13 protein-coding genes are annotated in these 26,783 nt (G+C 63.5%); 11 read left to right on the forward strand and 2 right to left on the reverse strand.

Going from position 1 to position 26,783, the window contains the following annotated elements; translation table 11 throughout:
* Window positions 1-24 precede the first annotated feature (24 nt).
* The 11 genes from LOY37_RS15485 (at window position 25) to LOY37_RS15535 (ending at window position 15,992) form a co-directional block, all read left to right on the forward strand.
* Window positions 25-282, forward strand: coding sequence for a PAAR domain-containing protein (locus tag LOY37_RS15485; RefSeq protein ID WP_093381831.1), 258 nt, complete (start codon window positions 25-27; stop codon window positions 280-282).
* Between the two features lie 18 nt (window positions 283-300).
* Window positions 301-2,331, forward strand: coding sequence for a type VI secretion system Vgr family protein (locus LOY37_RS15490; RefSeq protein WP_258715183.1), 2,031 nt, complete (start codon window positions 301-303; stop codon window positions 2,329-2,331).
* Window positions 2,328-3,266 carry a hypothetical protein gene (locus LOY37_RS15495; protein ID WP_258715184.1) on the forward strand — a complete coding sequence of 313 codons (939 nt, stop codon included), beginning with the start codon at window positions 2,328-2,330 and terminating at the stop codon, window positions 3,264-3,266. Before LOY37_RS15490 ends, LOY37_RS15495 begins: the two co-directional genes overlap by 4 nt.
* Window positions 3,263-6,487 (forward strand): T6SS effector BTH_I2691 family protein, encoded by a 3,225-nt coding sequence (locus tag LOY37_RS15500; RefSeq protein WP_258715185.1) that lies wholly within the window; start codon window positions 3,263-3,265, stop codon window positions 6,485-6,487. The genes LOY37_RS15495 and LOY37_RS15500 overlap by 4 nt, the downstream gene beginning before the upstream one ends.
* A gap of 82 nt (window positions 6,488-6,569) precedes the next feature.
* Window positions 6,570-7,412 (forward strand): DUF6708 domain-containing protein, encoded by an 843-nt coding sequence (locus LOY37_RS27410; protein WP_309475525.1) that lies wholly within the window; start codon window positions 6,570-6,572, stop codon window positions 7,410-7,412.
* Window positions 7,413-7,467: 55 nt separating this feature from the next.
* Window positions 7,468-8,271, forward strand: coding sequence for a DUF6708 domain-containing protein (locus LOY37_RS27415; RefSeq protein ID WP_309475526.1), 804 nt, complete (start codon window positions 7,468-7,470; stop codon window positions 8,269-8,271).
* Between the two features lie 232 nt (window positions 8,272-8,503).
* Window positions 8,504-9,703 carry a DUF2169 domain-containing protein gene (locus LOY37_RS15515; protein WP_258715186.1) on the forward strand — a complete coding sequence of 400 codons (1,200 nt, stop codon included), beginning with the start codon at window positions 8,504-8,506 and terminating at the stop codon, window positions 9,701-9,703.
* Between the two features lie 174 nt (window positions 9,704-9,877).
* Entirely contained in the window at window positions 9,878-11,617 is a 1,740-nt protein-coding gene (locus LOY37_RS15520) for a dipeptidase (RefSeq protein ID WP_258715187.1), read from the forward strand.
* 113 nt (window positions 11,618-11,730) lie between these two features.
* Entirely contained in the window at window positions 11,731-12,381 is a 651-nt protein-coding gene (locus LOY37_RS15525) for a hypothetical protein (RefSeq protein ID WP_258715188.1), read from the forward strand.
* A gap of 144 nt (window positions 12,382-12,525) precedes the next feature.
* Window positions 12,526-15,141 (forward strand): autotransporter outer membrane beta-barrel domain-containing protein, encoded by a 2,616-nt coding sequence (locus tag LOY37_RS15530; protein WP_408980660.1) that lies wholly within the window; start codon window positions 12,526-12,528, stop codon window positions 15,139-15,141.
* Entirely contained in the window at window positions 15,141-15,992 is an 852-nt protein-coding gene (locus tag LOY37_RS15535) for an alpha/beta hydrolase (protein ID WP_258715189.1), read from the forward strand. Before LOY37_RS15530 ends, LOY37_RS15535 begins: the two co-directional genes overlap by 1 nt.
* A 14-nt stretch (window positions 15,993-16,006) precedes the next feature.
* Here the strand turns inward: LOY37_RS15535 and LOY37_RS15540 are convergent, their stop codons facing one another.
* Window positions 16,007-17,482: a TolC family protein gene (locus LOY37_RS15540; RefSeq protein ID WP_258715190.1), complete on the reverse strand. Its 1,476-nt coding sequence runs from the start codon at window positions 17,480-17,482 to the stop codon at window positions 16,007-16,009.
* Between the two features lie 53 nt (window positions 17,483-17,535).
* Window positions 17,536-26,694, reverse strand: coding sequence for a DUF4347 domain-containing protein (locus tag LOY37_RS15545; protein ID WP_258715191.1), 9,159 nt, complete (start codon window positions 26,692-26,694; stop codon window positions 17,536-17,538).
* Window positions 26,695-26,783 lie beyond the last annotated feature (89 nt).

Genomic DNA, 26,783 nt, shown 5'->3' on the forward strand with positions numbered 1-26,783 from the left:
ATGCTGCACCGATCAGGAGGCGATATGCCTGCCATCGTACTGCTTGGCCACAACCATCACTGCCCCACCTGCGGCCCGACCACGGTCGACAGTGGCGCCGACAGCTTCACCGTCAACGGCCGCGCCATTGCCCGGGTTGGTGACACCCTCGGCTGCGGCGCCAGCATCACCAGCGGCTCGTCGTCGATGACCATTGGCGGCCATTCTGTGGCCCGGGTCGGCGATACCACCGACCACGGCGGCACCCTGGAAAACGGCGACGCCAGCTGGCTGGTCGACTGACCCTACAAGGAGCCCCCCATGCCCCGCCAAAGCGACCTGCGCTTCACCTTCGAGCCCCTGCAGGGCGACGCCTTCGAAGTGGTCGAATTCCACCTCGAGGAAGGCCTGTCCCAGCCCTTTCGCCTGAGCCTGGAGCTGGCCAGCCACGACCCGGCCGTCGACTTCAACCGCGTGCTCGACCTGGCCGCGCTGTTCACCCTGTGGCGGGGCGACACCCCGGTGCGCTACGTGCACGGCCTGGTCAGCCTGTTCAGCCAGGGCGACACCGGCTTTCGCCGCACCCGCTACCGCGCCGTGCTCGAACCCAGCCTGGCGCGCGCCGGCCTGCGCTCGAACTGGCGCATGTTCCAGGGCCAGAGCGTGCCCGAGATCATCCTCGCGGTGCTCGAGGCCCAGCGCCTGAGCGAGGTCAAGAGCTACCTGTGCTTCGACCATCCGCCGCGCGAGTACTGCGTCCAGGCCGGCGAAAGCGACCTCGACTTCATCGCCCGCCTGGCCGCCGAAGAGGGCCTGCTGTACAGCTTCGAGCACCGTGCCGACGGCCATACCCTGTGGCTCACCGACCGCGTCGGCGGCCTGGGCACCATCGGCACCCACGAGCACTGCCCGGTGCTCTACCAGCCGCTGGCCGGCGGCGACAGCGCCGAGCCGGCCCTGCAGCGCTTTCACTACACCGAACAGGTGCGCAGCGCGCGCCAGGTGCAGCGCGACTACACCTTCACCCACCCCTACTACAACCTGCAGCACAACGCCGTCGGCGCCAGCGACCTCGACCACCAGCACAGCGACTACGAACGCTACGACTACCCCGGCCGCTACAAGCGCGACGCCAGCGGCAAGCCCTTCACCAAAACCCGCCTGACCGCGTTGCGCAGCGACGCCCGCCTGGCCCACATGGAAGGCGATGACGCGCGGCTGCAGCCGGGCCTGGCCTTCGACCTCAACGACCACCCGCGCGAAGACTTCAACGACCGCTGGCGCACCATCGCCATCGAGCACCACGGCACGCAGCACAGCAGCCTGCTCGAAGAGGCCTTCGGCAGCGACAGCGGCACCGCCTACCGGCTCAGCGCCAGCGCCATCCGCTGGGACGCCGACTGGAAAGCACCGCTACGGCCCAAGCCGCGCATCGACGGCCCGCAGATCGCCAGCGTGGTCGGCCCGCCGGGCGAAGAGATCTACTGCGACGAATGGGGCCGGGTCAAAGTCAGCTTCCCCTGGGACCGCGACAGCCACCAGGACGACCACAGCTCCTGCTGGATCCGCGTCGCCCAGGGCTGGGCCGGCGCCACCTGGGGCGCCATGGCCATCCCCCGGGTCGGCCAGGAACTGATCATCAGCTACCTGGACGGCGACCCCGACCAGCCCATCGCCACCGGCCGCGCCTACCGCGAAACCAACCTGCCGCCGTATCAACTGCCCAAGCACAAAACGCGCATGACCATCAAAAGCCGCAGCCACAAGGGCCAGGGCTTCAACGAGCTGCGCTTTGAGGATGAGCTGGGGCAGGAAGAGGTGTTCATCCATGCCCAGAAGGACAAGAACGTTCATATCAAACACAACAATGGGGTGTTTGTTGGCAATGATCGCAGTGAGACGGTGGGCAACGATGAAACCCTCTCCATCGGTCACAACCAGTCCCAGGACATAGGCCTGAACCGCTCGCTGAACATTGGCCAGAACCATGAGATCAGCATCGGCAATGACCGCTGGGAGCGCGTCGGCAATGACCGTTTTGACGCCACCACTGCCAACCATCGCACCGAAGTCGGCGGCCACAGCGAGCACCTCACCCACGGCCAGCATCACCTGAGCGCCGGCCAGGGCATGCAGCGCACCACCACAACCTACCAGCTGCAAGCCAGCGAGCGCCTGGTCATTCAGGGCCCTGGCGGCAGCCTGACGATCGATGCCCAGGGCATTCACCTCAATGGCCTGGCCATTACCCTACAGGGGCCGGTGCAAATGACCGCGCCGGGCAGCGCACAGCCCTTTTCCCTGCAGCTCTCGCCCGAGGCAGGGCAAGCCTGTGTGGAGAAAAACCGATGACGCCGGCGCTTGTGCAGAAGTTCGTTGATGAGATCTACACGCCCGAAGCAACGCTGTACCTGCTGCTCGACCCATTGGCTGACTGTGCCTCGGACGATCCCCTGCATATCGAGGCGCTGCGCCAGACACTGGGCGACGACGCCCTCACCCGCGTGTGGCGTCCGGACCTTGAGCACACGCCGCACGCCTGCCCGGTGCTGGTAACCCTGGCGAGCCCCGGCGCCCGGCCTTCGGAGCGTCTGCTGTCGCTCTCGGCACAGCGTGTAAACGAGGACGCCACGCGCTCCCGACGCTACGTCTGCGGCTGGCTCAGCAGCAGCGTCACCACCGCTGCATTCAGTGCGCACCTGATCGCCCTAGGGCATCTGCCCATGGCACAGGGCACACAGTTCTTTCCGGTGTATGAACCGTTGCGCCTGGAATTGCTGGCCGGCACGTTGAAGCAGGCGGAACAGGGATTCTGGTGGCCGATTCAACACTGGCTGTTTCCCATGTCCAGCGGTGCCAGCAGCGTCATCAGTAGCTATCCGCACGCGAGTGTCGTACCTCGTCCACTCGCTGGCGAGGTGCAGCAGGAGGTGGTGCTGGTGTCAACCTTACTTGCCACCTGGCGACGCGCCCTCAGCCTGCCGCTGACGTTCGCGCCGGCGCGCTGGACAGGTGCAACGACACTGCCGCCCCATGCCGCTGCCAAGGCCCACTACCAGATTCACCAGGCCCGTCAATTGGGCCTGAAAAGCCATCACGACATCATCACCCTGGCCATGCACTGCCTGTTGCTGGATCTGCGGCTGCATGAGCACGCCCGCGTCCGTGCACTGATCGACCAGGCGGCTCGAGGAACAGCATCGCTCAGTACCCTGCTCGCCCCTTGCAACGACAACAGCTGGCAACGGATTGTCACCGATTTGAGCCATGCAGGAGCATACCCTTGAGCCTGACTTCGCAACTCGCCATCGCCACCACCGAATGCCTGGTCAACAACGACCAATGCACGGTCTGCCAGCGTCAGGGCCTGCCCATCCTGCCGCTGCGCAAGGCCGTGGTGCCGCGCCTGGCCCATGAATACCCCCTGCCTGACGACAATACCCGCATGGGTTGGCGCACCCTGCGGGCAGGTTACCTATACGTGCTGCTCGACCGCCAGGTCTGGCAGGCCTATCAGGTCACGCCCGACGGTTACCTGCGTCAGTTCAACCCCTACCAGCCTGCGGCCACCAACGAGACACCGTTGGCCGATAGCTGCATCGCGGCCGGGCATGACTGCCCAGCGGCGTTGCTGAACATCGACACGCAAAAATACACCATGGCGTGGCTGGCTTTTGCCAGCGATCCGTGGCCCGCCAGCGTCCTCGCCGCCTACAAGAGCGGGCGTTTTCCCGGGCGTTTTCTAGCGCTTGACCTGGGCACAGCACGCAACGATCCGGCCAGCGTCGGCTGGGCCATGACGGCCGAAAACCTGCAGGTGGACAACAAAGTCTACGAGTACCGACAGCAGCCCAGTCCAAGCTTTGATAGCGTGCATGGTTTTTACACTCGAGCCGGGCGCCTGACCGCGTTGCGAGGCTACCTGCGCAACGCCATCGCCCATCATGATCTGCCACACGGCGTGCTGGCCCTGGAACTGGACGACAGCATCGGCCTGGTGCAGGAACTCAACAGGATTCGCAACGGCTGGATTGGACACCGTCAACAGTGGATGAACACCCCGGACCGGGCCTATCAACAGCAGACCTCGCAACTGCTGCTGGCGATCCGCGCCATGCATCGCGACTGGGCGCAACAGCAAACGCCAGCCACCCCCGACCCGCTCACCGGCGATGGCCCACCGGTGTTTGCCGATCCGCAACGGGTGCGCGAAAGGCTGGTCAACGAGCGCGCCCTCGAGCACACCAGACGATTGGAAGAGCGTTACAACGAGCAGCAACGCGCTGAGTTCCAGCAGCGCTATGACCAGCAGCTGGCAAGCTTCCAGCGCATCATCGACGGTGCCGGCCGAGCCTACGCCGGGGCCTGCCGCACGCCGGCCTTTCTATGCTGCGAACAGCACGATTACGACGGTGCCGATTTTGCCTCGGGCCAGGCCTACAGCCAGACCATGGCGCTGTGCCTGAGTGGCGGGATCAGCGAGGCCCCGGTAACAGCCAGTGCTGACGCCGACTCGGGGCCTACGGCGATGCTCTGGGACACCTGGCTGCGCAACCCGCAGAGCCCCGTCTACCGCGCGCTGCTGCGGCGTGACAGGCAACTGCTGGCCGAGCTGCTGCCGAGCTTCAAGGCCAGCACCGATACCGACTGGAACGACAGCGAAAAACTCTACGCTGCACTGAGCAAGATACTGGCCAGCGACGAGTCGATGCAGTTGCTGCGCCCGTCTGTGCAAGACGCCATGGCCCAACTGCTGGGCGCCCTCAATGCCGCCAGCGCACGCCTGCAGCCTGCGCTCGGGCCAGGTGTCGAGCGAGCTGTGTCCCGGCTCAACAGCGCCATTCAACTGCTGCACAACGGCATTCACCTGACCGAGCTCAAGGTGCAGATGAAGCTCAGCGAGTACTACGCCCTGCAGTGTGAACACCTGCGCGAGCTGCAACGCAAGGCTGTCGAGGCCTTCAACCAGAGCACCGAAGGAATCAAGGAGAGCCTGGGCAAGGTGAATCACGACGAACGCAAAGTGCGCAGGAATGTGATCCCGATGATCCAGGGTGGGCTGCTGAGCCTGGCGGTGCTGGACCCCAAGCTGGCCGACCAGATGATCACCGTCAGTGTCTGGGTGGAAGGCGAAGTGGAAAAACTTCAGCGTGAACTGATGAGCGAAGCAAATCATGCCATCAACCGCGCGGGCAAAGGCGCACAGGACCTCCTGGAAGGCATCGTCGTAACCGTCGGCAGCCTGGACCCAAAGGCCCGAGCGTTGCTGGACGGGATCAAGGTTTCCACACAGCAAGCGGCCAACTGGGTACGCACAGGTTTTACCGGATTGCGCGGCATCGCAGGCAGTGGCGAGCTGCTGCTTGCTCTGGGAGGAATGTACCTGCTTGCCGACTCCATGAAAAAAAACCTTGAAGCCGTTGAGCAGACAATCGGCGACAAATCGCTTGAAGCCCGAATGGCTTTGCTTGGCAGCACCCTGGGGGTGCTGGGCGGCAGTGTGGAGATCGTAGGCAAGGCGCTGGAAGTAGGGGCGGCGAAGATTCAGCAGGCGGGTGCGTTGACTGCGCGGGCAACCGCTACTGCTGCCGCTACAGTCAACACAGGCAGAGTTCTTGTGAGAACGGGGGCCGTCGTTGGGGCGGTGGCAGGCCTATTCGACGCGACCCAGGCCGGTATGGCAGCCAAACGTAGTTTAAAAAGCGGTGACATCGGCGCAGCGAACCTTTACGTCATATCTATGACATCATCTGGCATTGGGGTGAGTTTGGGTATATATGCTGCCGTTATGGGAGCCAATGCATTGTTGGGCCCTATTGGAATAGCTGTAGCGCTAGGACTAATCGGGTACGGACTATATAAACTCGCTGAAGGAAGAGAGTCATCCCCCCTCGAGATTTGGGCCAAAAGATGTTTCTTCGGCCGGGCGAATGAAACACCAAAAACCCATTGGAACACGCCCCAGCATGCCCATATAGCCATCGCAGAACTTAATGCTGCAACATTGGGCATCAACGCCGGAATGGAATTTCGTTCAATTTTGTCCACACAGGTTCTATTCGCGGGGGGGCTTGCGACGGCCAGATATGAGCAGCGTTTGCAATATCGTCTGTCACTGCCCTATTTCCAATCAGACCGCTCTGCATATCATTGGACGATCCATCTTCATCGTGAAGGCGACGGACCGTCCAAACGGCAGACAGCCGAAATAGCCGTCAAAGGCAGCTTGAACTCCCCAACTAGCGAACTCAATGCAGCGCCGGGCACGTCGAAACCGCCGAAAACGATTGACTATGTAGCAGACAGCGAAACGCCGAATTCCAGCATTCGTACAATTAAGCTAAACAATAACAGTACAATGCAAATCTTGGATATTACGGGAGTGTTAATACTGCCGCCTGGTCGCCAATTTAAAAAAATTGAAGCGTCCACGTTATCATTGACCTATTGGCCGGACCGCTATGTTCCTGACGCATATGCAACGCTTACGTTAACGTCGTCGCGGTAAGTATCAGACAATAACCAGAAACCTTCGACGTCCTGTCGTTACAGGGCCAACTGCTTCTACTATTGTTCCAGGAGCCAATTTCATGGGCATCATCCAGCCTTTACTCAACAAGCCAGCGCCCGGATGGAAGTACGACCTTCCCGGCCCCAATCAAGCACAGACAGTAAAGCTACATCCTCACATTTTGCTCAACGCCCCCAACCATATTGATGAATTGTATCTAGACTTGCCCCGCGCCACTGTTAGGTCCCGCGGTATCGGCATCTGGCTAGCCATTTGTTTTCTTTTCTCATCTATAGCACCTCCAATTTTCATGTCTAACTACATCGTCGACACGGGCAACGCACCACCCCCCCTACTCGCTTTAAGCTTGCTACTCCCATTTGTTACTTGTTTGTGGGGCGGCGTATATATGTGGCGAATGGACGTAGAGCCTCCCCGAGACGAACCCATTCGCTTCAACCGCCTACGCCGCAAAGTCTACGTCTACCGCTTCTTTCATGACGGACGCCGACCGTTCAGCCGCAGCGCCTGGGGGGTACGGGTTGAAGCTTACAACTGGGACGATTTGCGCGCTGAGGCCTGTAGCGTGTACGGCCTAATGGGCACTGGCGGCTTCATCGAAACAGTCACCCTCGCCGTGGTCAGCCCCGGCACCAACAAGGTCATCGATCGCTTCCATTTCGCCCACGGCATCCAGCAGGGTGAAATGTACTGGGCCCTGGCTCAGTTGTTCATGCAGCAGGGACCGCAGGCGCTCCCTGCCTTCACTCGCCCGCCCCGGGACTGGAACAACGAAAAGGTCACCTTCAATCTAGCTCGACGCTTGGCACCCAAGGTGAAGTGGCCAGAAAACATGGACCTGGAATCGCGGACGGCGCTTTGTTGTACAGACTCCATGTCTGAAAGTAATTCCCGCCTATAACATAAACACGTGAACCGGGTGCGAATACCCAATTTATATTTATTGGAGTCCATCTATGGCCTGTGCCTCCCCCTTTCTTGACAAACCGGCCCCAGGCTGGAAGCGCGACTTAAATGCCCCCAACGAAACTCCGAACACCCGCCCACACCCATCGATACTTTTAAACACCCCTAATCACTCCGATGAAATCTATCTTGAAATAGCCAGTTCAAAACTGCTAGCACAGGGCATCGGAATCTGGATATCTTTCTTTCTCTTATTGTGCGCTATAACCACGGTTATTTTTCTGGCTACTTACATCAAAATAACAGGCAACGCCCCCCCAGCCCTGGACAATGTAGCTTCTCTAATCGTATTGATTACAAGCGTATGGGGAGGCATCTACTGTTGGAGAATGGACGTAGAAGCCCCTCGCGACCAACCCATTCGCTTCAACCGCCTGCGCCGCAAAGTCTACGTCTACCGCTTCTTTCATGACGGACGCCGACCGTTCAGCCGCAGCGCCTGGGGGGTACGGGTTGAAGCTTACAACTGGGACGATTTGCGCGCTGAGGCCTGTAGTGTGTATGGCCCCATAGGCACTGGCGGCTTCATCGAAACAGTTACCCTGGCCGTGGTCAGCCCCGGCACCAACAAGGTCATCGATCGCTTCCATTTCGCCCACGGCATCCAGCAGGGTGAAATGTACTGGGCCCTGGCTCAGTTGTTCATGCAGCAGGGACCGCAGGCGCTCCCTGCCTTCCCTCGCCCGCCCCGGGACTGGAACAACGAAAAGGTCACCTTCAATCTCGCCCGGCGCCTCGCGCCCAAGGTGAAATGGCCGGAAGATCTGGACCTGGAATCACGGACGGCACCTTGATGCCCGTAAAAGAAACAGCCCCTAGTCAACAAAAATCCAGATCTCCTCCGACATATCTGACAGACAAAAGCAAAGAGCCATGTAGGACGCTTCTGATTTCCATCTCGTCTCTTGAGGCACCAAGCCCCACCCACCTAGATTCCCCTGACGCGTCCCCTGCAGCCTCAGGCTCAGGCTCAGAGCGCTACCCCAATCAACGGCAAGGATGTCGACATCAATTCAAGGACCCATGATGGAATTTCACAACCAGACGCCCTTTGCCGCGCTGTGTTTCAGCGCGCTCGACCCGCAGGGCAACGAACATCCCGTGGTGGTCATCAAGGTTGGTTATCGCCTGCTGCCGATTGCCGGCCAGCCGGGGCACTGCAGTGCCGAAGTGATGGCTGAGGAACCGGCCCTGCTCTGCGCCGCCGATCGCTACTTCGGTGAACAAGGCCGCAGCAGTGTCTATGAAGAAAGCGACCTGGCGCCGTTCAAACCGCGCTGCGATGTGATCGTCAACGGCCATGCCCACGCCCCCGGCGGCGAACCGGCAACGTCCTGGACCGCCGGCATCCGCTTGAGTGCGCCCCAGGGCGAAACCGCGGGCGAAATCCTGCTCGACAAACAGCTGCGTTTCAGCGGCCCGCGCTACTTTGAACACGGTCTGTTCAGCGGCTGGCGCCTGTCTGCCGCGGAGCCGGCCACCTGCGTGCCGCTGCGTTGGGAGTATGCCTTTGGCGGCAGCAGCGTGTTGGCCAACCCCGGCTACCCGGGCACCAGCGCCGAGCCCTACCTGCTCCATCAGGTCTGCTACAGCAACCCCCTGGGCCGGGGCTGGATCGAAAAGCGTCACGAAAAACACGCCTGGTCCCTGCAAACGCCACTGCAACGCCTGGCAGCCCCGCAAATCGAAGCACTCGAGCAGCCGGTGACCCACCTGCACATCACTCACCACCCGGACGGCGACATCAGTGCGGCCGACATGGCCCAGCTGTCGGCCACCTACGGTTACTGCCCGGCAGGCTTCGGGGTGGTGGGCCGGGACTGGGCACCACGCCTGGCCCTGGCCGGTACCTATAACAAAGCCTGGCAGGCAAAGCCCTGGCCCGGGCTACCCGCCGACTTCGACTTTGCCTACTGGAACGCCGCCCCTATCGACCAGCAAATCGACTTTCTTCCCGCCAGGCTGCGCATCGAACTGTTCAACCTCACGGCTCCAGCCCTGGGCCACAACGGCCAACTCTGCGTCGAACTGCCCGCGCACCGGCCCTTCGTGCTGATGCACCTGCGCAGTGGCGAAGTCCTGGCGCTGCCCCTGTTCACCGACACCCTGCACATCGATACCGATGCCATGACCCTGTCGTTGACGCACCGGATCAGCCTGCCCCGCCCGGATGACATCGAGGCACTGGAGGCCTGCTTCGATGCCGAGCCGTGCGCGGCTGACTGAAAACTCCACGCCATTCCCTCCCGACGCTTTTTCGTTTCTGCGTCGCTTTTACGTTTCTGTGCGACACATCCCACTTCAGGCACTCCCGTACCAGGCCCTCATGGTGGTAGCTTGGAAATGTTTTGTTGCACCCATCCTTTCTCATTATTTGCCTGCAAAGGAATGCCCCCCGCAATGAATTTCGCCCTGAAAAAACTGGCCGCGGCCACCTTGATGCTGGCTGGCCTGGCGTCAATCACCACGCCTGCCTATGCCAACCTCACCCCACAGCAAAGCGCGGCCATTCTCAAGAGCTTCAGCAACACTTCGGTCAAGGACTTCCGCCAGTTCCTCGCCAGCCTGGCGAAAAGCGAACTCGGCAAGGCCGACAAACTCGACCAGAGCATCGCCGCCTTTCTCGCCAACCAGCAGCTGACGGCTGAACAACAGAACGAAATCCATCGCCTGCTGGGCATCTATGCGCGGGTCAAGTACGGCGATGCGGCCACCCAGACCCTGCGTGAGCTGGTGGCCATCCCGACCTTCCGGGTCGACGGCGTCGAGCAGCACGACAACCCCGAGTTCATCAAGATCGCCGAGAAGATCAAAGGTCTGGCCAAGGCTTTCAACCTGAACTTTCGTAACATCGACAACCGTGTCTATGAGATTTCCCTTGAAGGCAAAGGCGATGAAGTGGTCGGCATTCACGCCCACGCCGACGTAGTACCGGTGACGCCAGAGAACTGGGTACTCAAGGACGGCACCCGCCTTGACCCGTTCAAGGTCACCCTGATTGGCGATCGCATGTACGGCCGCGGCACCGAAGACGACAAAAACGGCATCGTCGTGGCGATGTACGCGATGAAGATCATCAAGGAAGAAAAGCTGCCACTGGCGCGCAACTTCAAGCTGCTGGTCGACACCACCGAAGAGACCACTGGCGACGCCATCCCCTACTACTTCGAACGCAACCCCACGCCCAACTACAACCTGGCGCTGGACGGTGGCTACCCGGTGGTGATCGCCGAGAAAGGCTACGGCACGGTCATGGCCAGCTTTGCCCGACGCGCAGGCGAAGGCAACGGCGCTGAAATCACCACCCTGAGCGGTGGCCTGGCCACCAACCAGATCCCTTCGACTTCGGTGGCGACCCTGGTGACCGACAAGCCCGCCGAACTGGCAGCCAGCCTGCAAAAAGCCGGCGCTGAGTACGTCAAGGCCAATGGCGGCAATTTCGAGGTCAGCGCCAAGGTCGACGGCAAGGATGTAAAGCTGACCGTCACTGGCGTCTCGGCGCACTCCTCTGAACCTGAGTCCGGGGTCAACCCGGTGGCGCGGATGCTCGGCTTCATCAACGGCCTTGATGGCAAGGTTGCGCTCAAACACAACCACATCACCGACGCCGCTCGCTACGCCGCCGACAACTGGGGCCTGGACTACCTGGGCGGCAAACTGGGCGTGGGTTTCTCCGACAGTTTCATGGGCCCGCTGACCACCTCGCTGACCTACGTTGGCCTCGATGACAAAGCCTTGAAACTGGCGGTCAACCTGCGGGTGCCAAAGGGCAAAAGCCCGCAAACCCTGAAGAGCGAAATCGCCGGCAAGCTGGATGCATGGAGCAAGCAGAGCCACATCAGCCCGACCTTCGACTACTCGATCGCCGAGCCGATGTACCGCAACCCCGAGGGCGAGTGGGTCAAGGCGCTGCTGGCGGTGGCCAGCGAGAACCTGGGCATGAAGCACGAATTCGGCACCTCCGCAGGCGCCACCTCGGTGCATGAACTGCCCAACGGCGTGCAGTTCGGCCTGGCCATGCCCGACGTCAAGTACACCGGGCATAACGACAACGAGTTCAAGACGGTGGAGCAGTTCCTTCTGGACCTGCAGGTGGTGACGGAAATGATGGGGCGTGTCGGGCAACTGCCCAAGCTCTGACCCATGCAGCAGGCCCGCTGTTGTGGCGGGCCTGCCTTGCGCAGTTTGTTAGACGCTATCGCACCACTTGCAGGTTATGATCCACCAACGTCCCTCCATGGAATGGATAAAACATGCACAAGCCCCCACCCAGGTCACGATTGCTCAGGGCCGCAGTGTCTGCACTGGCCATCGCCAGCATCAGTGGCTGCCTGACCAGCAAGTTGTACGAGCCGCGAGCCAGCGATGAAGTCTATACCGAGCAGGTTGGCCAGCTCTATGTGACGGCAGACCAGAAGAGCTTTGTGGTGCTGGGCAAAAAGTACCATTACTTCATCCTCGTCGAACCCGCGCTGTTGCAGGCGATTCGCTCAGGGTTGCATGCCAGGATGCAGGCCGAGTTTCTGCCGGTTCACGTCAGCATGTATGAAACCCTGGACGGCGAGTTCGAGCTCAGGATTCCCGGGCTTGCGCAACTCCAGGCACATGAGGTCAACGAGGCAAAAGCGCTGGGCTTTGTGGTCTCAACGCAACAGGACGCCCTGGTGCGTCGCTACAAAATTCAAGGCAGCCGATTCGAGGCGAGAAAGGACATCAGCGCCCTGGAGGGCAACACGCTGAACAGCACCTACACCCTTCAGGTTTCGGCCTACAGGGAAAAGAGCAAGGTCACCCAGGTGCTGCTGACACCGGTCACTGTCACTGCGGATGGAGTGTTGATGATCCTCGCCGTGCCGCTGCTGCCGGTGGCGTTCATGGCGGCGCAACCGTTCCGGGTCAAATAGCACTTGTACAGGCAAGTGATATCATTTTGACGTCAACTAATTTACCATCGCCGCGCTCTTCTGCGTGGCCCTGTCTTTTTGTCAGCGCAAGGTCCAGCCCCGCACGGAAGCGAAGCACTTAAAACGCCGCTAAAGGAATGAACCGTGACCCCCGTGATGTTCCGCAAAACCCTGCTCGCCCTGGCCGTAACCGCCACCGCCCTGCCCGCCCTCGCTGAAACCGTGCAACTGACCAACGCCGGCTTCAAAAGCGAGCACCAGCGCTACAGCGGCAACCTCGAGATCAACGGCGCCTACAGCGGCGGCAGCGACGAAGATGCCATCGAGCTCAATGGCTCGAGCATCGAGAAAGACCTGATTCTCAACGCCACCATCAACAGCACCGGCGACTTCGCCGGCGGCGTCGATATGGACGTGTGGGAAGGTACGCAGCCGTGGGTGGCCAACAGCGTTGGCGGCGACGTGATCAACAAGGGCAGTATTTCTGCCATCGGCGGTGGCGCCAACGCGCTGATGATCGACCCGGCCAAGATCGGCGGCAGCGTCATCAACGAAGGTTTGCTGTACGCCGAAGGTGCGCCATTGAGCGACGACGGCGGCCGTGATGTTGCCCGCGCCGTGGATTTCTCCGGCTCGTCGGTGATCAAGGGCGACCTGCTCAACGCCGCCAGCGGCAAGATCATCGCCAAGGGCGAAGATGCCAAAGGCATCAACCTGGAAGGCGGCGAGATCGTCGGCAAGGTCATCAACCGCGGCCTGATCGAGGTCACCGGCGCCGGCGCCACCGGCATCGACGCCACCACCAGCGGCTCGGGCATGTACACCGACATGGTCGACCTGGCCGGCATCGAGAACCACGGCACCATCATTGCCAATGGCGACGACGCCGAGGGCATCCGCATCGACGGCGCCAGCTTCACCGGCATGAACAACCACCTGGTCAACACCGGCACCATCCGCGCCGAAGACGCCGCCATCGCCATCGGCTTCAGCGACTTCGACAGCCCGGGTGCCCAGCCCTGGTACAAAGCCGAAGGCGACTTCAACATCTTCAACAGCGGTTCGATCATCTCTGCCGACGAGGCCATCGACGCCTCGCAAAGCAACCGCCCGGTCGAGCTGATCCTGCGCAAAGGCAGCGTCATCGTCGGCAACCTGATCGACCTGAGCAACATCGAGATCGAAGGCGACACCTCCTTCACCGGTACCGACAGCCGCGCTGACGGCGCCAACATCCGCATGAAAGACGGCGGCTGGATCGATGTCGGCAGCCTCAGCGACGACCTGAAAACCACCCTGACCTTCGAAGCCCCGCACACCAGCATCGACGGTAACCTGTACGTCGCCGGCAACTCGGCCCTGGGCCTGAACCTGAGCAGCGCCACCGACGCCAACCGCGCCGTGCTCAAGGTCAGCGGCACCACTCAGTTCGGTCAGGGCGCCCAGTTGCAACTGGCGGCCAAGGGCGAAGACTTCAACGCCAATGGCAGCCGCTACACCCTGCTCCAAGCCGGCCAGATCGAACTGCTGGGCGCCGACGGCGAAACAGTCGACCCCAATGGCAAACTCAACCTGGTCAGCAGCTCGGCGCTGCTCAAGGTCGACAGCTTCACCGTCGACAACAACCAGGTGGTGGCCGTGGTCACCGGCAAGGGCAAGGAAGAAGTCGAACAGATCATCACCAACCAGGGTGGCTCGGCCAACAGCCAGAAAGCCCTGGGCAGCCTGACCGCCGACGGCATGATCGCCAAGCTGGCCAACAACGACCCGTTCAAGCAGGCGCTGCTCAACGCCGACGAAGCCCAGGTCGCCAAGCTGGCCTCCGAGCTGACCCCGGAAACCAACGGCGGCGCGACCCAGGCGGCCACCACCAGCCAGAACCTGGTCAGCAACGTCACTGGCAGCCGCACCAGCTCGCTGCGCGGCGCCTCCTCGGGTGAAGGCTTCAAGGAAGCTGGCGTCTGGGTGCAGTCGCTGTACAGCGATGCCAGCCAGGACCTGCGCGACGGCGTGGCCGGCTACAACGCTTACAGCCGCGGTATCGCCGTCGGTGCCGATGGCAAGCTCAACGACAACCTGACCCTGGGCCTGGCGTACAGCTTCATCAACACCGACGTCAACGGCAAAAGCGGCAACCAGACCGAAGTCGACAGCCATGCTTTCACCCTCTACGGCGGTTTCGAGCACGGCAACTACTTCGTCGATGCCAGCCTGACCTACGGCTTCAACGACAACCAGAGCAAGCGCAGCATTGCCGGCACCCAAGCCAAGGCCGACTATGACAGCGACCTGCTGGGCCTGAACCTGGTCGGTGGCTACACCTATCACATCAACCCGCAAGTGCTGGTCGAACCGCGCCTGGCGGCCCGCTACAGCCTGGTCAACATCGACGGCTACCGTGAAAAAGGCTCTTCGGCAGCGCTCAAAGTCGAAGACCAGCGCTATGAAGCCATCGAGCTCGGTGCTGGCCTGCGCGTGGCCGGCAGCGTCGCCCTGGGCGCCGGTACCCTGGAGCCGCAAGCCAGGCTGATGGCGTATCACGACTTCGCCGCTGACGAAGCAAAAAGCACCTCGACCTTCCTGCTCGGCAGCACGCCGTTCGTGACCAGCGGTGCCAAGGCGGCGCGTGACAGCTATGAAGCCGGCGTGGGCGCCGACTACAAGCTGGGCGCGGTAACCCTGGGCGTCAACTACGACTACATCGGCAAGTCGGGCTTCGATGCCGACGTGTTCTCGGCGAAAGTCCGTTACGACTTCTGATGAGTCAACACCTTGCCGGCCCACGCCCGTGGGCCGGCGTCGGTCGAACCTTGGGGGCGCTGCTGGTCAGCGCCCTTCTTGGTGCCTGCCAATCCCCCTTTCAAGCGCTGCAGGAGCTGGCTGAACAGCACGGTCGCCACGTACAAATCGTGCCGGGCCAGGCGTTCCCGCTGGTCCTCTTGCCGCCGTCTGAGCAACGCCCCACCGAGCGCCTGCGGGTGTACCTGGAGGGCGACGGCCATGCCTGGGCCACGGCTAGCCAGCCGAGCCTCGACCCCAGCCCGCGCAACCTGCTGGTGGCGCGCCTGGCGATCAATGATCCAGCCCCCAACGCCTACCTTGCCCGGCCCTGCCAGTTTGTCTCGGCTGCAGGCTGCACGGCGGCGCTGTGGACCGATCGGCGTTTTTCCCAGGAGGTAGTGACCAGCCTCAGCCAGGCCCTGGACCGGCTCAAGCAGCGCGTTGGCAATCGCCAGTTCGAGTTGGTGGGCTATTCAGGTGGTGCGGCATTGGCCGTGCTGCTGGCCGCGCAACGGGACGATGTCGCGCAGATCCAGACCCTTGCCGGCAATCTTGATCCAGGCTTATGGGTACAGCTCAAAGGCTTGTCGCCCCTGAACGGTTCGCTCGACCCGATGGTCTATCGCCAACGCCTTGTAGCATTGCCCCAGCGCCATCTGCTGGGCGGCCGCGACCAGGTGATCAGCGCCGAGATCAGCGCCAGTTTTCGCGGCACGCAGGCATCCAGCCGGTGCAATCAACGGGTGATCATCCCGGCTGCAACCCACGAGCAGGGTTGGGAGACAGCCTGGGCGCTTTGGCAAGGCCAGGCGATCGGGCCCTGCCCCTGAACCCAGGCATCGCCTCACTGTGCCCAGCGCGCCTCGCTGTTTTGTAGCGCCGAGGCAATGGTCGCCAACTTGCCGTCCGGCAGGGTGTCCGGCAACAGGTCGGTACCGGAGCTGACGTACAACTGCGCATAGGCATTACGCAATTCGGCATACGACAGGTCGCGCTTCAACTGTGTCTGCAGGTTGTTCAGCTCGCCCTGGATCAGCTCCAGCTCACCAATGTTCTGGGTCTGGTAGCGGTTGCGCAGTTGCTCGGCGATCTGCCCGTCCAGTGCCGCCAGCTCTTCGCTGGTGCGAAACTGCCGCGCGGCCTCGTTGTAGTTGGCGTTGGCCACGTACAACTGCGCCAGCACCGCCATCGACATCGCCTGGCGGCGCGCCGCCGCGACGTCTTCGCCGGCCTTGGCGACCTTGATGGCCGCCGGGGCCGAAAGCACGTTGAACAGGTTCCAGGTCACCTTGACGCCGTAATCCGCCCAGCTCTGGTTGACCAGGAAGGAGTTGCTGTCGTAGTGCCCGCCGGCCGAGAACTCCAGCCCCGGCAGTAGGCGCAGCATGGCCTTGCGGGTTTCGGCGGCACTGATCCGCGCCTGGTAGTCCTGCTCGCGCAGTTCCGGGCGGCTGGCCAGGGCCTGTTGCTCCAGGCGCGTGAAGTCGCCCTTGAACTGCGGCACCGTGTAGCCCTCTTCCGGCGCCAGGCTGAAGTCGGTGTTCAGCGGCAGGTTGATCAGCGCCGCCAGTTCCGTCTTGGCCAGCGACAGCGCGCGGCGCTGCTCTTCGAGCTGGCGGGTCGCCTCGATCAACGCACGCTGGTAGCTGAGCGACTGCACCGGGTCGCCAATGCGCTGGCTGCTCATGTGCTGGCTGTTGTCCCGGGCCTGGGCCACGCGGCCCATCAGGCTGTCGATCTGGGCCAGCAGGCGCTGCGCCGCGACCGCCCGCCAATAGGCCGAGCGCACGTCCTGGGTGATGGTGTGGATGACCTTGCGGCGCCGTTCCTGGAGGATCAGGCGCTGGTCGGCCTGCTGCTTGGCACTGACGTAGCTGACACCGAAGTCCAGTACGTTCCAGACCATGGTCAGGTCCGCCACTTCACGGTCGCGGTCCTGGGAGGTCGACGGCTCCAGGGACTGGGTACCGGTCTGCACGCTCTGGCTGCTCGAAGCGCTGACATTGTTGCGCCCGGCGTAGCCGGCTTCCATGGCCATGCGTGGCAGCATGTCGAAGCGCGCCAGGTCGACCTGGCGCTTGGCCAGGGCTTCTTCCATGACCTTAAGGCGTGATTCGAGGTTGTACTTGACCGCCCGGGCCATGGCCTGGTGCAGGGTCAGCGGGCCGTTGAGCGGCTCCTGGTCCTTGAACATGCTGACCAGGTCGGTGCGCGCGCGCTCCTCGCTGATGCTGCGCTCGATCGGTTCGCTGGTAACCGCACATCCGCTGATTGCCAGCGCCAGCAAGCTGGCGCTGAACAGTTTCTGACTTTTTTTCATCCTTGGGCCGCCCCCTGGTACGGCTCGATCATCTCTGAATAAGTGCTGGCGTTTCAGGTCCGGTTGCCGATCTGTGTCGGCTGTGCCAGAGCCATGGCCAATTCGCGTACGGGACGCTGTTCGGCGTCCTTGATGTCCTGCAACTGCTGCTCCAGCGAGGCGGCGCCAAACACTGCGCGCAAGCCTTGGGCAGGGTCGGTGGTGCGCCACTGCTTGCCGTCGAAAACCCGCATCGACTCGCCCTCCGGCGCCGCCTCGCGGGCAAACAGGGCGGCAAAGGTACTGGTGCCGAACACGCCCCCATCACCGCCGCCAAAACCGAGAAAGCCCTGCCCCGATCCGTCGCCGCTGCCATCGCTGCTGGCAAATACCTGGGCGATGAAGCTCGGCGCGCTGAGACCGTTGTGAATGAAAATGCTGCCCAGGGTGTCGATGCCACTGCCCAGCGTGCGCTCCTCGAACAGCGGCGCGGGCAGCATCGGCGACGTGCTGGCAACCGACGGCAACTGCGGAACTTGTGGCTGCAGCAGCGGTACGCTCACCGCCGGGTTGCTGACGGGCGGATTGACCCGGAATTCGAGATCGCCGACATCCTGGTTCGGCAACTGATACAGCGGGCTGCTCATCGACACCGCCAGGGCATTGCCGGCGCCGTCGCGGATGCCGCTGTTCAGCGCGTTGAGGCTCAGCCCCAGGCCGCCCTGGCCGCTGATACTGCCCAGGGTTACCCGGTAGGTCCGCGCATCCAGTTGCTGCACCGACTGCACCACCCCCGTGGCGCTGCCGCTGGACAGCACGCTGAAGTCAGCGGCATCGACGCCGCTGACCGCCTCGTCAAAGCTCAAGGTGTAGCTCAGCGTCCGCTCGCCGGGCGTTGCCGGAGTTTGCACGACGATCTCGGCAGGCCGCGGTGCCCGGGCATCGACGAGGATGCCGGCGGTGCTGGCGACGTTGGTCAGGCCGGTGCCGGCATCGTTGCCGCGTGCATCACGCACGGTGCTGCCATTAAGGTCCAGGCTCGGCGCCACGCTCAGGCCATTGCTGGCCTGCAGGCCCGGGCTGATGGTCAGGCGGAACACCAGGGTGTTGCTGCCGGAGCCGGAAACGTAGTCGGCATACACCACCCGGCCATTGTCCAGGGTGACCGCCAGGCGCGGCGCGCCAGCGGCGGTATCGACCAGCACCGCTTCGTCCAGCTGCACGCTGAACTCCAGCCCCTGCCCGGCGACATAACTGCCCGCCGCCGGCACCGCCACCGCAGTCACGCTTGGCGCCACGCGGTCGATACTGTAGCTGCTGCCTTGCAGGCCCCCTGCAAGGGCATTGCCGGCCGCATCGGTGATGCCGGTGCCGGTCGGATTCAGGTCCAGGCGCAGGGTGCCGACACCGCTGAGGTTGTCGACCAGGACGCTGTAGGTGCGCCCGTCAAGCTGCGTCACGCTGCTGATCCGCCCGCTGGCGCTGGCGCTGAACGCCAGGCTGAAGTCGGCCAGGTCGACGCCGCTGACGCTCTCGTCGAAGCTCACGGTGTAGCGCAGCGAACCGCTGTTGCTCGGGCTGACATCGACGCGAACGATATCCGCCACTTGTGGCGCTGCGGTATCGATACGCACCCCTGTGGTGCTGGCGAGCCCGTTCAGGCCCAGGTTAAGGGGGTTGCCTGGCGCATCGCGCACTGTGCCACCGTTCAGATCCAGGGTGCTGCCGACCTGGATGCCATCGGCATCGTTGTTACCGGCTTGCACGCTGTACTGGAACACCAACTGGCCGCTACCAGAGCCGGACACATAGCTGGCATAGCGGGTCAGCCCGCCAATAGTCAGCTGCAGGCGCGGCGTGCCGGCAGAGGTATCGACGATCAGCGCTTCACTGGCGTTGACCGTGAAGCTCAGCACGTCGCCAGCGTTGTAGCTGCCTGCTGCCGGTACCGACACGCTGGCCACCGTCGGCAGCACAGCGTCGACCAGTACGCCACTGGTGCTGGCGACGTTGTTGAGGCTGATCAGCGCGTCATTGCCAACGCTGTCGCGCAGTGCACCGCCATTGAGCACCAGGTTGCTGCCCAGGCTGATGCCGGTGCTGTCGAGCTGGCCGTTGCTGACCGTCAGGCGGAACACCAGCGCCCCAGTGCCAGAGCCGGACAGATAATCAGCGAACACTGTACCGCCAGTGTCCAGGGTGATTTGCAGGCGCGGTGTACCGGTGACCATCACCGCCTCGCTGAGGTTGACGGTAAAGTCCAGGTGCTGGCCGGCGACGTAGCTGCCGTTGGCCGGTACCGTAACGCTGTTGACCGTCGGCGCCACCCGGTCGATCTGGTAGCTGGCGCCGCTCTGCCCATTGCTCAGGCTGTTGCCGGCCGCGTCGCTGATGCCGGTGGCGCTGCTGTTGAGGTCCAGGCGCAGGCTGCCAACGCCGCTCAGGCCGGACACCAGTACGCTGTAGGTGCGCCCGTCCAGCGAGGTAACGCTGCTGATGCTGCCGTTGGCCGTGCCACTGAACACCAGGCTGAAGTCGCTGGCATCGACACCGCTGACCGCTTCGCTGAAGGTCACGTTGTAGCGCACGCTGCCGGCATTGCTCGGGCTGGCATCGATGGCCAGCAGCGCTCCAGCGCTGGGTGCCAGGGTATCGACCAGCACGCCGGCGGTACTGCCCAGGCCGTTGAGGGCCAGCACCAGGCCGTTGCCGGCGGCGTCGCGCAGCGTACCACCGTTGAGGTCCAGGGTGCTGCCGAGCTGAATACCATCGGCATCGTTGACGCCGGCATCGACACTGTACTGGAACAGCAACTGGCCGCTACTGGAGCCGGACACATAGCTGGCATAGCGGCTCAGCCCGCCAATGGTCAGTTGCAGGCGCGGCGTACCGGTGGAGGTATCGACGATCAGCGCTTCGCTGGCATTGACGGTGAAGCTCAGCACGTCGCCGGCCTTGTAGCTGCCCGCAGCCGGTACCGCGACGCTGCCGATAACCGGCGCCACGGCATCGACATTGACGCCCGTGGTGCTGCCGACGTTGTTGAGTGTCGCGCCTGCCAGATTGCCCGCCTGGTCGCGAACCGATCCGCCGTTGAGCACCAGGTTGCTGCCAAGGGTGATGCCGTTGCTATCGAGCTGACCGCTGCTGACTGTCAGGCGGAATACCAGCGCGCCGGTCCCGGAGCCGGAAAGGTAATCGGCGAACACGGTGCCGCCAGTGTCCAGGGTGATCTGCAGGCGCGGTGTACCGGTCACCGTCACCGCCTCGCTGAGGTTGACGGTGAAGTCCAGCTGCTGGCCGGCGACGTAGGTGCCATTGGCCGGCACGCTGACACTGGTAACCTGCGGCGCGATGCCGTCGATGACCAGGTTGTGGTTGGCCCCCAGCGAATGGGCGGAGCCCGGCGTTGGCAAGGTCAAAACGGCATTGTCGAAGGTGGCGTTGCGAATCACTGCGCCATTGAGAGCCAGGGCGGCGCCGCCGGCGTAGTCGAGGTCGGCGCTGGTATCACCGGCCTGCACGGTGTACTGGAACGTCAGGGTGTTAGTGCCCGAGCCGGCCACATAGGTGGCATAGCGATCGATAAGGCCGGTTTCCAGCAGCAAGGCCGGGATGCCGCCAGTGGTGTCGACGCTGACCATCTGGTCGAAGGTCAGGGTCAGGGTAATGCTGTCGCCGGTCTTGTAGCTGCCATTGGCGCTCTGCGCCGAGACATCGGTAACCCGCGGGTTCAACGAGGCGACGTTGATGATAACGGTGTCGGTGTCGGTCTGCGCCCCGCCGCTGCCGCTGCCGCCCTGGTCGCTGGTGGTGATCTGCAGGCTGGCCGAACCGTGGTAGCCGGCCACCGGGGAGAACACCAGGCCGTTGAGCGCGGCATTGATATCGCTTTGCGAGCCGGTGAAGGTCATGCTCGCATCGCCCGTGCCGCTGCCGACGGTAAACACCAGGCCGTTGAGGCTCGACAGCGTCAGCAGGCCATTGCTGGCGGTCAAGGTCACCTGCAGGGCGGCGCTGCCGGCGTCAATATCGCTGATGCTGATCAGGTTGCCGTTGCCGTTGTTGAAGGTCAGCGAGCCGTCCTGAAGGACGTTCTGGCTGCTCGGTACCTGGTTGACCGGCGCATCGTTGACCGCACCAATGGCCAGCGTCACCACCCGCTGAGTGAGCTGCGCCCCGCCGCTGCCCGTGTTGCCGCCATCGTTGTAGGTCACCGTCAGGTTGACGTTGCCGTTGCCGTTGGCGGCCCCGATGTAGGAGACCCCGTTAGCGGCGATAAAGGCGTTGATGTCCGCTACCGTGCCGACCAGTATCAGACCGCTGCCCAACGGGTTGACCGTGACACCGGCGCCGCTATTGGCGCGCAGTTGCCCGAAGACCACGCTCAGGGTCAGGGTGACCTGCCCGCTGCCGGCATCGGCATCGCTGATGGAAATGCCCGACACCGTGCCAGAAGCATCTTCATTGAAGTTCAGGCTGCTCGGTACGCTGAGGATCCCGGCGTCGTTGACGGCCTGGATGTTGACGGCCTTGCTGGCGACGGCGCTGTCGCTGTTGCCGTCATTGACCGAGAACGAGACGGTGCGCGTCGAGGTGTCGGGGTTGTCGGAAACGTTGCGATAGCCCACCGATTGCAGGGCGACCTGCCACTGCCAAAGGGTCGCGGTGGCCCCCGCCGACGTCAGGGTCAGGACGCCGGTCGCGGCGTTGTAACTGGCGTTGATGTTGCCCGTAATCGGCGAACCGGAGCTGAACTCCAGTACATCCTGGCCGGCGCGGAAGTTGCCGGTGATGCTGATGGTAGCGCTGGCCAGGGTGTTGCTGTCGACGTCGCTGAGCGTCAGCCCGCTGTCGATTGCCACGGGCCCTGCGTTCTCGAAGTAGGTTTCGCTGCCGCCGCTGGTGGCGATCACCGGCGTGTCGTCTACTGTCGCCACGGTCAAGGTGCGGGTTGCGGCCGGGCTGTCCAGGGTGCCGTCGTTGACCACGAAACTCAGGGTCCGGGTAGCCGTGCTGGGCGATTCGCTCTGGTTGCTGAAGGTCACCGAGGCCAATGCCGCCTGCCACTGCGCAAGGGTGGCAGCGACGCCTGCGGAGGTCAGGGTCAGCACGCCGGTGGAAACGTCGTAGCTGGCGCTGATGTTGCCCATGGTTGCCGGGTTATTGGTAAATGCCAGCACGTCGAAACCGCCCTGGAAATTACCGATAATGCTGACCCTGGCGCTGGCCAGGGTGCTGTTGTCGGAATCGCTCAGGGTCAGGCCGCTGTCGATGACTACCGGGGTCGAGGGGCCGTTGTTGCCCTCGACGAAGTGCGCGCTGCCAGCGCTGGTGCTCAGGTTCGGCGCGTCATTGACCGCCGTGACGGTGATGCTGGCAGTGTCGCTGGCGATGGAAAACGCCGTGCTGGCGCCGCTGGCCGTGGTGTCGACCTTGCTGCCCTGCTGCCCTGCCGAGGCGCCAGTCTGGTCCCAGGCCTTGTAGGTCAGGGTTGCCACCATGGCGTTGGCGCCGTCGGGCACAAGGCGCAGCTTGTCGCTACCGCGCAGCAGCAAGGCGCTGTTGCCGGCCACGGCGCCGATATCGCTCCAGGTGCTGCCATCGGTGCTGTACTGCCAGGTGCCGGTGCCGCTGTTCAGGCCGGTGATGGCGATACCGACAAGGGCGCCGGTGTCGACATCGGTTACGCCACTGAGGAAGCTGGCAACGGTTTGCCCGGGGTTGTTCAGCTGGCCATCAGTGATGCCGATGAGCACCGGTGCAGTCGGGGTCAGCAGTGGCGCGTCGTTGACCGCGTTGATTGTGATCTGCGCCTGCGCGGTGCCGACCGAGAAGCTGCTGCTGCCGCCGTTAATGGTGGTGTCGCCAGTGCGGCGTACTGAGTTGCTGGAGGCCGTGCCGCTGGTCTGGTCCCAGGCCCGCAAGGTCAGGCTGGCGCTACCGGCATTGGCGCCATCGGGGACGAAACGCACTTGCGTGGTGCTCGACAGCAGCAGGCCGGCGCTGCTGGAGACCGCGCCGATGTCGGCCCAACTGAATCCGTCGCTGGAGTACTGCCAGAAGCCATTACCGCTGCTGCCGATCACGGCGACGCCGCTCAGCGAACCGGCGCCGTCGACATCGCCATGGCTCAGCCCGGCAAGAATGCTTGCAATCAGCTGGCCGCTGGAGCTGCTGTCTTCATCGGTGCCCGGCAGCACGAACGGCCCGCCCGAGAGGCTGGGCGCATCATTGCTGGCCTGCACCGTGACCGTTGCGCTGATGGCCAGCGAAGTGCTGTCGGCACCGCCATTGCCGGTGCCGCCGGTGTCAGCCACGCCGATCAAGCTGATCACCCGGGTGCCGATGGTCGGCGCATGGCTGAGGTTGCTGTATTGCACGCCATCGATCAGCGTCTGGGTCAGGCCGCTGCTGATACCGGCGGCCTTGGTCAGGGTCACCGTCGCGGTCGCGCCGCTGAGCGTTACCGAATAGCTGAAGCCGTTGATGGCCGTGGTGCCCGAGGCGCCGTTGACCAGGTCGATGTTGCTGCCGTCGAGGGTCAGGCGCTCGTTGCCGGGATCACTGACATTGCTGACGGTGAAGGTCAGCTGCTTGATGCCCTGCCCGGCCTCGACGGTAGACACCACCACCGCGCTGAACAGGTCGACCGGCGCGCCGCCTTCGGTGAAGGTCGGGGTGCCGCCGCTGGCGGTTACCGTCGGTGCATCGTTGACCGCGCTGACATTGACGCTGACCAGGGCGCTGGCGTCGCTGGCGCTGTCGCCATCGTTGATGCTGACCTGCACGGTACGCGCCGCGGTTGAGATATCGCCATTGTTGCTGTTGCTGTAGGTCAGGTTGCGCACCAGCGCCTGCACCGCAGCGGCGGTCGCGTTGCTGTTGAGCGAGATCACCAGGTTGCTGCTGGCGCTGCCGCCGGCAAAGCTGCCGATGATCACCCCGGCATAAGTCACGTTGCTGCCCGAGACACCGATCTGCCCGACCCCGCTGCCCTGGTTGAAGATCCCCAGCAGGTCTTCGCCGCTGACCCGGTTGGCGGTGATCGCCACGGTGACGTTGCCGCCGTTGAAGTCCGCCGAGTCCAGGTCGGTGAGCAGCGCATTGCCGCCGGCGTCGAGCAGCACCGGCGCCCCACCCTCGATAAAGGTGTTGCTGTCGCCATTGAGGTTGCTCAGCACCGGCGGGTCATTGGACTTGGTGGTGAAGTTCAGCGTGGTGTTGTTCTTCACCCCCTTGAAGATCGCGCCATCGCCATCGACGAAGGTCTTGGCGTCCAGGCGGATGGCATAGCCGGTGCCCAGTGCCAGGGGGACCGGCAGGGCGATGGTCCAGGTGGTGCCGGAGCCGCTGATCTGCGCACTGCCAATGGCGATGGTCTGGACCACGACATTGTCGAAGGTGCGCACGATGTAGATGTTGCCGCTGCTGCCCTTGCTCACCGCTTCGTTGAAGGTCAGCACGATGTTGGCGTTGGTGTCGACGTTGCTGGCGTTGTCGCTGGGCGTCGAGCTGACCACGATCGGTGGGCGGTCGTTCTGTACATATAGGTTGCCGGCGGTGCCGTTGAACCCACCATACAGGTCGATATCGCCGTCGCCGTCAAAGTCGGCGGCGCGATAGGTGGTGCCGGTATGATCGACCAGGCTCAGGCCGGCCAGCGGCGACTGGGCCAGGGTCTGCAGGGTGAAGGTGCCGTCGCCGTTGCTGCGCGCATAGGCGAAGGCTGTGCCGTTGCCGCCAGTCTGGTAGAGGATGTCGGCGTCGCCATCGCTGTCGAAGTCGGCCAGCACCATGCGGCCGAACGCTGCCGGGGCCGGGAACGAGGCGGTTGACTGGTTGCTGAAGGAGGCGCCGTCATTGCGCAGGTAGACCCCGGTGGTGGCGTTACTGCCGGCCAGTACGTCGATGTCACCGTCGCCGTCGATGTCGGCGGCGTAGTAGTTGCTGCCGTTGTGGTCCGGCAGCGTCAACCCGGCAAAGGGTGATTGCGCCAGGGTCAACAAGGTAAAGGTACCGTTGCCGTTGCTGCGCGCATAGGCGAAGCCGGTGCCGTTGGCGCCGGTCTGGTACAGCAGGTCGGCGTCGCCGTCGTTGTCGAAGTCAGCGGCGAGCATCCGTGAGCCGGCCGCTGGCGCCGGGAAGCTTGCCGTCGACTGGCTGCTGAAACTGCCGCCGTCGTTGCGCAGGTAGGTGCCGGTAGTGCCGTTGACCCCGGCCAGCACATCGAGGTCGCCGTCGCCATCGAAGTCGGCAACGTGGTAGTTGGAGCCGGTGTGGTCCGGCAGCGACAACCCGGCAAAGGGCGACTGCGCCAGGCTTTGCAGGGTGAAGCTGCCGTTGCCGTTGCTGCGCGCGAATGCCCAGAGCGTACCATTGCCCCCGGTCTGGTAGAGGATGTCGGCGTCGCCGTCGTTGTCGAAATCGCCCACCACCACTCGGCTGCCGGCGGCGATGGTGGTGCCGCTCAGCGGCGCGCTGCCGGTACTCCAGGAGGTGGCCAGCAGCCCCTGGTAATCGTTGAGCGCCAGGGCCGTGGTTGCCAGCGGGCCGCTGCTGCGCTCCAGGGTCCAGTTGCCGCCCAGCGCACCGCTACCGGTGTCGTCGCTGGAGGCGCCGATGTCGGCACCGGTCAGGCTTGCCAGCTGGCTGACAAAGGCCTGGCCAGCATCGTCCTTGCCGACCTGGCAGCCATACAGCATCAAGTCGCCGTCGGCCTTGAGCGACTGGCCGATGGACTGCAGCGCCTCGCCGTGATCGGCAAGGTTGCTGCTGCTCAGCCAGACATTGCCCAATTGCACGGTACCCGAAGCACCGTGGGAAAATACATGGATGGCATCCAGGTCGCTGCGGCCCTTGAGGTAGTCGGCCATTTGCTGCAGGCCGTCCTTGCCCGGGTCGAGCACCACCACTTCACTGCCCGCCGGCAGGCCCTTGAGGGCTTCCTGCGGGTTGCTGATCTGGCCATCGACAAACACCACTTCATGGCGTTCGCTGGCACTGGCGCCACGCGTATCGGCCGTGGCCAGCGCGGCCTTGTCGGCCTGCGCGGTATCGCTTGCGCTGTCTTTGCCGGTGTCCTTGGCGGCCTCGGCAGTTGCCTCCTGGGCAACCACCGCAACCGAGGCGTCGAACATGATCCGCGGTTCCAGGGCAAACAACAGCGGTGCCTGAACGGCAGGGGTGGGCACTGGCCGGCCCTGGCGTTTGAATCGGTCGATGAACTTCATGTTGCACCTCAGGCTGTACGGGTTGTTGCCCTAAAACTGCTATGGAACGGCTATGGCATCGGTGGCGCGCATCACGCGCCACCGCGCCG

Source organism: Pseudomonas sp. B21-012 (genome assembly GCF_024749305.1).
GTDB lineage: Bacteria > Pseudomonadota > Gammaproteobacteria > Pseudomonadales > Pseudomonadaceae > Aquipseudomonas.

Excerpts from the sequence above, each read along its gene's own strand:
- LOY37_RS15485 (WP_093381831.1), top strand. The coding sequence starts at position 25 with ATGCCTGCCATCGTACTGCTTGGCCACAACCATCACTGCCCCACCTGC.
- LOY37_RS15490 (WP_258715183.1), top strand. The coding sequence starts at position 301 with ATGCCCCGCCAAAGCGACCTGCGCTTCACCTTCGAGCCCCTGCAGGGC.
- LOY37_RS15495 (WP_258715184.1), top strand. The coding sequence starts at position 2,328 with ATGACGCCGGCGCTTGTGCAGAAGTTCGTTGATGAGATCTACACGCCC.
- LOY37_RS27410 (WP_309475525.1), top strand. The coding sequence starts at position 6,570 with ATGGGCATCATCCAGCCTTTACTCAACAAGCCAGCGCCCGGATGGAAG.
- LOY37_RS27415 (WP_309475526.1), top strand. The coding sequence starts at position 7,468 with ATGGCCTGTGCCTCCCCCTTTCTTGACAAACCGGCCCCAGGCTGGAAG.
- LOY37_RS15515 (WP_258715186.1), top strand. The coding sequence starts at position 8,504 with ATGGAATTTCACAACCAGACGCCCTTTGCCGCGCTGTGTTTCAGCGCG.
- LOY37_RS15520 (WP_258715187.1), top strand. The coding sequence starts at position 9,878 with ATGAATTTCGCCCTGAAAAAACTGGCCGCGGCCACCTTGATGCTGGCT.
- LOY37_RS15525 (WP_258715188.1), top strand. The coding sequence starts at position 11,731 with ATGCACAAGCCCCCACCCAGGTCACGATTGCTCAGGGCCGCAGTGTCT.
- LOY37_RS15535 (WP_258715189.1), top strand. The coding sequence starts at position 15,141 with ATGAGTCAACACCTTGCCGGCCCACGCCCGTGGGCCGGCGTCGGTCGA.
- LOY37_RS15540 (WP_258715190.1), bottom strand. The coding sequence starts at position 17,482 with ATGAAAAAAAGTCAGAAACTGTTCAGCGCCAGCTTGCTGGCGCTGGCA.
- LOY37_RS15545 (WP_258715191.1), bottom strand. The coding sequence starts at position 26,694 with ATGAAGTTCATCGACCGATTCAAACGCCAGGGCCGGCCAGTGCCCACC.